This is a genomic window from Hydrogenophaga sp. (assembly GCF_030656115.1).
Taxonomy (GTDB): Bacteria; Pseudomonadota; Gammaproteobacteria; order Burkholderiales; family Burkholderiaceae_C; genus Hydrogenophaga.
In genome coordinates, this window is record NZ_JAUSOO010000054.1 from 31,895 (window position 1) to 40,826 (window position 8,932).

9 protein-coding genes are annotated in these 8,932 nt (G+C 65.1%); 5 read left to right on the plus strand and 4 right to left on the minus strand.

Annotated elements, in window-relative coordinates:
- The gene (locus Q7J58_RS07955; RefSeq protein ID WP_304825875.1) at nt 1-741 is read right to left on the minus strand and encodes a 2OG-Fe dioxygenase family protein; all 741 of its coding nucleotides are present in this window, start codon (nt 739-741) and stop codon (nt 1-3) included.
- A 179-nt stretch (nt 742-920) separates the two neighbouring features.
- Here Q7J58_RS07955 and Q7J58_RS07960 point away from each other — a divergent pair, with 179 nt between their 5' ends.
- Entirely contained in the window at nt 921-1,370 is a 450-nt protein-coding gene (locus Q7J58_RS07960) for a hemerythrin domain-containing protein (protein ID WP_304825879.1), read from the plus strand.
- A 57-nt stretch (nt 1,371-1,427) separates the two neighbouring features.
- Nucleotides 1,428-2,276 (plus strand): DUF2189 domain-containing protein, encoded by an 849-nt coding sequence (locus Q7J58_RS07965; protein ID WP_304825883.1) that lies wholly within the window; start codon nt 1,428-1,430, stop codon nt 2,274-2,276.
- Nucleotides 2,277-2,383: 107 nt separating this feature from the next.
- Here the strand turns inward: Q7J58_RS07965 and Q7J58_RS07970 are convergent, their stop codons facing one another.
- From Q7J58_RS07970 to Q7J58_RS07980, 3 genes are read right to left on the minus strand one after another with little or no spacing between them, the layout of a single operon-like run.
- Nucleotides 2,384-3,385, minus strand: coding sequence for an MDR family oxidoreductase (locus Q7J58_RS07970; protein WP_304825886.1), 1,002 nt, complete (start codon nt 3,383-3,385; stop codon nt 2,384-2,386).
- Nucleotides 3,351-3,617 carry a hypothetical protein gene (locus Q7J58_RS07975; protein WP_304825889.1) on the minus strand — a complete coding sequence of 89 codons (267 nt, stop codon included), beginning with the start codon at nt 3,615-3,617 and terminating at the stop codon, nt 3,351-3,353. Before Q7J58_RS07975 ends, Q7J58_RS07970 begins: the two co-directional genes overlap by 35 nt.
- Nucleotides 3,618-3,653: 36 nt before the next feature.
- Nucleotides 3,654-5,378, minus strand: coding sequence for a long-chain fatty acid--CoA ligase (locus Q7J58_RS07980; protein ID WP_304825892.1), 1,725 nt, complete (start codon nt 5,376-5,378; stop codon nt 3,654-3,656).
- A gap of 303 nt (nt 5,379-5,681) precedes the next feature.
- Here Q7J58_RS07980 and Q7J58_RS07985 point away from each other — a divergent pair, with 303 nt between their 5' ends.
- The 3 genes from Q7J58_RS07985 to Q7J58_RS07995 all read left to right on the plus strand — a co-directional run.
- Nucleotides 5,682-6,719, plus strand: a complete 1,038-nt coding sequence (locus tag Q7J58_RS07985; protein ID WP_304825895.1) for an amino acid ABC transporter substrate-binding protein — start codon at nt 5,682-5,684, stop codon at nt 6,717-6,719.
- Between the two features lie 186 nt (nt 6,720-6,905).
- Nucleotides 6,906-8,087 carry an ABC transporter permease subunit gene (locus tag Q7J58_RS07990; protein ID WP_304825898.1) on the plus strand — a complete coding sequence of 394 codons (1,182 nt, stop codon included), beginning with the start codon at nt 6,906-6,908 and terminating at the stop codon, nt 8,085-8,087.
- Nucleotides 8,088-8,091: 4 nt separating this feature from the next.
- The coding region (locus Q7J58_RS07995) for an ABC transporter permease subunit (RefSeq protein ID WP_304825901.1) at nt 8,092-8,932 on the plus strand (841 nt) is incomplete at its 3' end.

Here is an 8,932-nt window from a genome sequence, read left to right on the forward strand (position 1 = left end):
TCAACCGCCCTGGAAACCGCCCGATCGGTAAGTCAGCACCAGCGTGTCGCGCCAGCCCAGGGTGCCAGGCTCCACCGGCTGGATCGGCGTGGTTTCATGGATCACGCGCTGGTCGTCCAGCAACAGCAACGACCAGGGTTCCTGCAGCGTGAAGCGCTGGCCGTTCGGGCCATCGGCCTCAAACACCCGGCTCTCACCGCCCTTGATGCGGTGGCGCCCCAGCATGAACACCGCCACCAGGTCCACACCGTCGCGGTGCGCACCCTCGGGCGTGGGGCGGCCAATGCCGTCGGTGGTGTCGATGCGAAAGCTGTGCGCCTCGACAAACCAGGGCTGGCGCCCGCGCAATTCAGACACCGCCTCGCCCACCTGCGACAGCAAGCGGCCCCACACCGGCAGCGCCAGCAGCTCGGGCTGCATGGGCTCAAACCAGCGCTGCATGCCGCCGTGCAAGGCGTTGTATTCCAGCGGCTGCCAATGCGCGCGGTGCGGGACCGCGCTCACCTCGGCACCGTCCACCACGAAGCAGCTGTGGCGCCGACGGCGGTAGCGGCCACCGTCTTTCAGGTAGGCATCGGGCGGCAGGTCGTTCCAGCCAGCGTGCAAAGCGTCCAGCTCGGTGGGCGAGGCGGGCAGCCACCGCTGCACATCGGCCGCATGCAGCAGGGCAAAGCCCCCCGTTTGCAAAGCGCTGGACACCCCGGACAAGGGCACGTAAGGCGGTTGAAATTCGCTGGTCATGGGCGGGCAGTGTACCGGGCCTGCGCACCGCCCCGCCGGTGCGCAGGCGCTTCGTCCGACCACGGCGGAGGGTTGCCGTGCACAGTTGCTGCGCTGGATCAAAACAACGGCGTTCGCGCAGTGTCAAGCTGTGCACTACCGACACGTGGTGATGACGTGGTGACGCACAGGAAATGGCCATGAACACAATTGAATGGACCGATGCGCTGGTGCTGGACTTCGAACCCATCGATACCCTGCACCATGCTTTTGTAGATCTGCTGGCCCAGGCCCAGCAAGCCCCCGACGACGCCTTGCCGCAAGCCTGGACGGCGCTGGTGAACCACACCATGGCGCAGTTTGAATATGAAGACGATTGGATGCAACGCACCGGTTTCTCGTCGGCACCCAACCACATCCTGCAGCACCGCGTGGTGCTCAACCTGCTGCGCGAAGGGCTGGCGCAAGCGCGCAGCGGACAGCTCGCTGCGGTGCGCGAAATGGCCTTTGAACTGGCTGCCTGGTTTGCCAAACACACCCAGGCACAAGACGCCGCCCTGGCCCTGCACATGCGCCGCCACCCGGCGCCGCCCGCGCGCCGCGCTGAGCGAACGCGACACGGGCAAAAAACCCTGACGGGTATGGGGTAAACCATGTGAAATCTATATTCGGCGGTGGTTATATTGCTCCGATACGAGGAGATTGCCATGGCCGAAGCCATTCACGCCACTGCCACCGACCTGCATGGGGAACCTGCAGACACACCCACGAGCCCCACACCGTCCGCAGAGGGCCCACAAGGGCCCTCGGTGTTTTCGCTGCAACTGGCCGAGTTGAAGCCATCCGACCCGTTTCAGTGGCTGCAACTGGGCTGGGCCGATTTCAAACGCTGCCCGCGCATTGGTCTGTTTTACGGCCTGTGCTTTTTCGCCATGGGTCATGCCCTGCTGGCGGTGTTCCAGAGCGCACCGGCCTATGTGCTGGCGTTGAGCGCGGGCTTCTTGCTGATGGGGCCATTCCTTTGCCTGGGCTTGTACGACGCCAGCAAGGCCATGCAGACCCATTCACACCGCCCTTCGCTGCGCGCCTCGCTGCAGGCCTGGCGGCCCACCAAAGGCACCATGGGCATATTTGCGGGCGTGCTGCTGATCCTGGAATTGATCTGGGGCCGTGCTTCGCTGGTGGTGTTTGCCGTCACGTTCAACACCATGCCGTCCACCGAAAAGCTGCTGCCGCAGCTGCTCAACCCGGAGAACATCGGCTTCCTGATCACCTATACCGTGGTGGGCGCTTTCTTTGCCGGTCTGATCTTTGTGACCAGCGTCATCTCCATCCCCATGATCATGGACCGCAAGACCGACGCCGTGTCGGCTGGGCTCACCAGCATCCGCGCCTGCCTGCAAAACCCCGGCGTGATGCTGGTGTGGGGCGCGCTGATCACGGTTTTGATCGGCCTGTCCATGCTGCCGGTGTTTCTGGGCCTGATCGTTGTGGGTCCGGTCATTGGGCACGCCACCTGGCACGCCTACCGGCACATCGTGCCGCAACAGGAATAAGGCCCCCACGGCTCCCCCGCTGCGCGAGGTCCGCTGCCCCCCAAGGGGGCTGGCCTTGTTTGGGACGGCCCTGCGCTGCGGCCTGTGCCCCTCATTTCGCCTTTTGTTCAAGCGTTCACATTCACCACGAGGCGCCCGCGCACCTTGCCGGCCAAAATATCGGCACCAGCGGCCACCGCATCGGCCAAGCCGATCTCGCGGGTGATGGACGCGAGTTGCTGGCGGTCCAGGGTGTTGGCCAAGGCAGCCCACGCAGCTTCGCGTTTGGCCATCGGGGCCATCACGCTGTCGATGCCGTAGAGCGTGACGCCACGCAAGATGAAGGGGGCGACGCTGGCCGGCAGGTCCATGCCCTGGGCCAGCCCACAGGCGGCCACCGCACCGGCGTAGCGCGTGGTGGCACAAGCGTTGGCCAGGGTGTGGCTGCCCACCGAGTCCACCACGCCGATCCAGCGCTCTTTTTGCAGCGGTTTGCCGGGCGCACTCAGGTTGGCGCGGTCGATCACCTCGGTGGCACCGAGCGACTTCAAATAGTCGGCCTCTTGCGGCCGCCCGGTGGACGCCACCACGGTGTGCCCCAGCCCGGCCAGCAAAGCAATGGCCACGCTGCCCACGCCGCCGTTGGCGCCGGTCACCAGCACCTCGCCGCTGCCGGGGGCCATGCCGTTGTCGGTCCAGTGCCGCTGCAACGCCATCACGCACAGCATGGCGGTATAGCCCGCCGTGCCCACCGCCATGGCGTCGCGTGCGCTGAGGCCAGCCGGCAGGGCCACCAGCCAGTCGCCTTTGACGCGGGCCATTTGCGCCAGACCACCCCAGTGGTTTTCACCCACGCCAAAGCCGTTGAGCAACACCTCGTCGCCCACCGTCCAGCGCGGGTGGCTGCTGGCGGTCACAGTGCCCGCGAAGTCAATGCCCGGCACCATGGGAAAACTGCGCACCACCGGTGACTGGCCGGTGATGGCCAGGCCGTCTTTGTAATTGAGGGTGGACCAAGCCACCTGCACCGTCACATCGCCCGTGACGGGCCATTGCGCTTCGTCGAGTTCGGTCAGGGCGCAGTGGTAACCGGCGTCATCGGTCTTGTTGATCAACAGGGCTTTGAACATGCTTGTCTCCAGAGGAAGGGGTTTCGTTCCACAGACGCCACAACAGCCACCAGCCCATGCCGGTGTTGGCCAGCGCCAGCAAGGTCAATACCACCAGCAAAGCCCCTTCGGGCTTGGCGAGGTGAAGCCCCCAGGCCATGGCCGAGGACAGCAGGTTGAAGGTGATGACCAGCCAGAACAGGGGCTTGCGGGGCTGCCAGAGGCGCTGTACGGAGGGGGCCAGGAATTGCATGGCACATTGTGCCGCCTGGGTGGGTGTGCGGCACCCTCAAGACGCGGGTTTCGGCTCTTGTTCCTGCAGCAGCCGCCACATCACCTTGCCGCTGCCGCTCTTGGGCAGGGCTTCGACGAACTGCACCACGCGCGGGCATTTGTAGACCGCCATGTTGTCGCGGCACCAGTCGATGAGGTCTTGCTCGCTGACCTGGCCGCGCGCGCTGTCGCGCAGCACCACCACGGCCTTCACGCTCTCGCCACGGTAGGCATCCAAGGTAGAGATCACGCAGGCCTCGGCAATGGCGGGGTGGCGGAACATGAGCGCCTCCACCTCGGCCGGCCAGACCTTGAAGCCGCTGGCGTTGATCATGCGTTTGAGGCGGTCGGTGATGAAAAAGTAGCCGTCTTCGTCCACCCGGCCCAGATCGCCCGAGCGAAAGTAGCGCTGGCCTTCCAGCGTGATGAAGGCGGCTTCGGTGGCGTCGGGCCGTTTCCAGTAGCCCGAGAACACCGATGGCCCGCAGATGATGATTTCACCCGCCTCGCCCTGCGGCATCTCCTGCAGGGTGTCCGGGTCCACCACGCGCGCGTCCACGCTCATGAACGGTATGCCCAGGCACTGCTGCTTGGGCGCGTCGGGCGGGTTGTTGTGCGACGGCGCTGCCGTTTCGGTCAGGCCGTAACCTTCGGCGTAGCGCAGGCCGTATTGCTCAAACAGGCGCTGCGCCACCGCCTGCGGCATGGCGGCGCCGCCACCACCAATGAGAACCAGGCTGGACAGGTCGTACTGCGCAAAGTTGGGGCTCGCCAGCAGGTCGATCACCATGGTGGGGATGTTGGACCAGTGGGTCACGCGCCACTTCGAGATCAGCCGCCCGGCGAGTTCACGGTCCCAGCGTGGCATGACCACCAGCGTGGCACCGGTGTAAATACCGGCGTGCATGCCCACCACCATGCCGGTGATGTGGAACATGGGCACCACCACCAGTGAGACATTTTCGGGTGTGCTGCTGCCCCAGAGCGAGCCGGCCACGGCGTTGTGCATGAGGCTGGCGTGGGTGTGCATGCAGCCTTTGGGCAAACCCGTGGTGCCGCTGGTGTAGGGCAACACGCTCAGGTCGCCAGGCTGGCGGTTGTGCGGGGGCGGCGCTGCGCTGCTGTTCAGCGCGTCGGCCCAGTCGGCCACGGTGCCGCCGGACAGGCTCGGCAGTGGGTGGCGAGTGGTCAGCCAGTCGGTCCAGGCGGGGGGAATGTCGGCCTGCGGCCCCATGGCGTCGTGGTAGTGCGCCACCACCAGGTGCTGCAGGCGCTGTGCGTCGGGCAGCTCGGCGTTGGCCTTGAGCAGTTCGCCGGCCAGGTCCGCGGCACAAACAGCCACCTTCACGTCGGGGTCGGTGATGTAGTGGCCCAGCTCGGCGGCCCGGTTCATCGGGTTCACCGGCACCACCACCGCGTTGGCCCGCAGGATGGCGAAATGCGCCACCACCCACTGGGGCGCGTTTTGCATCAGCAAGATCACCCGGTCACCGGCTTGCACGCCCTGGGTGTGCAGATGCGCCGCCAGGCGCTCGGCCTGCTCCAGCAACTCGCGGTAGGTGGTGACCTGGTCAAAAAACACCAGCGCGGGCTTGTCGGGGTAGCGCCGCGCGCTGATCACGAGGTTGTCCCACAGGGAGGTGGCTGGCGGCGTGATGCGGTGCGGCAGGCGCTTGGGCCAAAAGCGGTGGTGCGGACGCGCGGCCTTGGGTACTGCTGCTGCGGTGGTGTTGCGGCTCATGGGCTTGTCTCCGGCGGCTGGTCTTGTGCGCCCAAGCATACGGGGCACACGCCAGAGGCGACAACACGGCATGTCGCCCGTGGGACCATGGGGTGTGGCACGGAACGTGCAAGTACCAACATGCGAACGTGGTCAGGCTTGTAATTCCATAGTTCTATGAATTCATTGCATAACCCTCCCACGTAAACCCCGATGCCGTCCGCTTGGCGGCACGGATACAGTCGCTAAACGGTCGCAAAAGCACCCTTGTGGTGCACAAGCACCGAGAAATGTGCATTCAACCCCCGTACGGAGAAACCCCTGATGAGCATGAATTCCCTGAAGCTGACCGCCCTCGGTCTGAGCGCTGCTGCTGCCTTGGTCAGTCTGCCCGCCCATGCAGGCAAAGATCTCGACGCGATCAAGAAACGCGGTGAACTGATCTGCGGTGCCAGCACCGGTCTGGCCGGTTTTTCGGCCGCCGACAGCCAGGGCAAATACAGCGGTCTGGACGTGGACACCTGCCGCGCCGTGGCGGCCGCCGTGCTGGGCGACCCCAACAAGGCGCGCTTCGTGCCCCTGACCGCACAACAGCGTTTCACCGCGCTGCAGTCCGGCGAGATCGACATGCTGTCACGCAACACCACCTGGACGCTGACCCGTGACGCATCGTTGGGTCTGCACTTTGCCGGCATCAACTTCTACGACGGCCAGGGTTTCATGGTGCCGAAGAAACTGAACGTGAAAAGCGCCAAGCAGCTCAAGGGCGCCACCGTGTGCGTGGAAGCGGGCACCACCACCGAACTGAACCTGACCGACTTCTCGCGCGCCAACAACCTCAACATCAAGCCCGTGGTGTTCAACAACGCCGAAGCCACCACGGCCGCCTATTTCAGCGGCCGCTGCCAGGCGTTCACCACCGACGCGTCGGGCCTGGCGTCTTACCGCTCCAAGCAGGCGGCCAACCCTGCTGACCACGTGATCCTGCCCGAGCTGATTTCCAAGGAGCCTCTGGGCCCGATGGTGCGCCGCGGTGACGACGACTTCTTTGCCATCGTGAAATGGGTCGGCTATGCCCTGCTGGAAGCCGAAGAATTTGGCATCACCCAGGCCAACGCCGACCAGATGCGTGCCGAGAGCAAGAACCCCAGCGTGATGCGCCTGCTGGGTGCCGGCAACGAAGACACCGGCAAGCTGCTGGGTCTGGACAAAGAATGGGCGTTGCGCGCCATCAAGGCTGGCGGCAACTACGGCGAGCAGTTTGAACGCCATGTGGGCCCCAAGACCACCATCGGTCTGCCCCGCGGCATCAACAACCTGTGGAACAACGGTGGCGTGATGTACGCACCTCCGGTGCGCTGATTTTCCAAACGACGAAACCGGGACTGGACACGCTCCATGTCTCGGTTTTTTTGTCAGGACCGACGCCAAGCCGCCAGGGCGTTGTTGCTTCGCCTTGCCGTACGTGCGTACTGTCTGCGGCTTCGCGCCTAGCCCTGACGGCTTGGCGTCGGTCCTGCTGTATCCCTATTTCCCTGAAAGGCGGTTGTGAGCCCTGTTCCACCTCCTCATGCCCGAAAGCGCTGGTCGCTGAACAGCCGTGCCACCCGTGGCGTGCTGTTTCAGCTGCTGGCGCTGGCCCTGGTGGTGATCGCCATCGGGTTTCTGTCGCACAACACCCAGGTCAACATGGCGGCGCGGGGCATCCCCAGCGGCTTTGACTTTCTGGGCGCCCCGGCCGGCTTTGACATCGGCGAAACCGTCATCCCCTACGACCCGAGCCAGAGCTACGCGGTCGCCATTGGCGTGGGCGTGCTCAACACGCTCAAAGTGGCCGTTCTGGGCATCGTCTTCACCACCCTGATCGGCGTGGCCATTGGCGTGGGGCGCTTCTCGCGCAACGGTCTGGTGCGCGGACTCTGTTACGGCTACGTGGAGCTGTTTCGCAACATCCCCGTGCTGCTGCAGTTGCTCATGTGGTACCTGTTCATGCTGGAGGTGCTGCCACCGTCCAACGAAGCCTGGAATGCCTTTGACGGCTTTTTCCTGAGCAAAAGTGGTTTCTCCATGCCCTGGCCCAGCGCGGGCGTGGGTTGGGGCTGGGTCTTGCTGGGCGCTGTGGTGGGGCTGGTGGCTGCGGGTGCGTGGCGTCGGCACATGCTGAGCCGGTTTGAGCGCACCGGCCAGGAAGGCGACCGCCTGTGGGCTCCGCTCGCCCTGGTACTGGTGCTGGCTGTGGTGGGCTGGTTGCTCGGCGGCATGCCAAGCCAATGGGATCTGCCCGAGCAGATGGCCTTCATGGTGGACGGTGGCGCCAGCGCCACGCCCGAGTTTCTGACCGTGCTGATCGGTCTGGTCACCTACACCGCGGCCTTTGTGGCCGAGGTGGTGCGCGGTGGCATCCAGTCGGTGAGCCGCGGCCAGACCGAAGCGGCCAGCGCGCTGGGGCTCAACCCGAAGCACACCATGCGCCTGGTGGTACTGCCCCAGGCCCTGCGCGTGATCATTCCACCGCTGACCAACCAGTACCTCAATCTGACCAAAAACTCGTCGCTGGCCGTGGCTGTGGGTTACCCCGACGTGGTGTCGGTGGCCAACACCACCATCAACCAGAGCGGGCGTGCGGTCGAGTGCATCGCCATCATCATGCTGGTCTACCTCACCACCTCGTTGAGCACCTCGGTGTTCATGAATTGGTACAACGCCCGCAGCGCAATCCAGGAGCGTTGAAGCCATGAACACCCACCCACCTGCCGCTGGGTTTACGCCCATCGCACCCCGCCCGTCACCGGTGCGCACCACCGGCCTGGTCGCCTGGTCCCGCCGCAATCTGTTCAGCAGCATCGGCAACACGCTCACCACGTTGTTCGTCCTTGCACTGGGCCTTTACGCCCTGCCGGGCATGCTGCAATGGGGCGTGGTGCAAGCCGTTTTTGCGCCCGACGCCAGCGCCTGCCAGGCCGCTCGCGGCACCGGCGCATGCTGGGGCGTGGTGACCGAAAAATACCGCCTGATTTTGCTGGGGCGCTATCCGTTTGAAGAGCACTGGCGGCCGGTGGTGGCCACCAGCCTGATGCTGGCCGGTCTGGTGGTCAGCTGCATCCGGGTGTTCTGGAAACCCTGGCTGGCCGGCATGTGGGTGGCCATCATGGCGCTGTTCTTTGCCCTCATGGGCGGCGGTGTGTTGGGATTGTCGGCGGTGCGCACCGACCTGTGGGGCGGTCTGCCGCTCACGGTGCTGCTGGCCACGGTGTCCATCTTCCTGGCCTTTCCGCTGGCGATCGTGGTGGCCCTGGGCCGGCGCAGCGACCTGCCCGCCATCCGCTCGGTCTGCGTGGTCTACATCGAACTGGTGCGCGGCGTGCCGCTGATCTCGGTGCTGTTCATGGCCTCGTTCATGTTCCCCCTGTTCATGCCCCAGGGCGTGTCCATCGACGTGCTGACCCGCGTGGTGGTGGGCATCACGCTGTTTGCGGCCGCCTACATGGCCGAGATCATTCGGGGAGGCCTGCAAGCCATACCCAAAGGGCAGCTGGAAGCCGCCGACACGCTGGGCCTGAGCTACTGGCAGACGC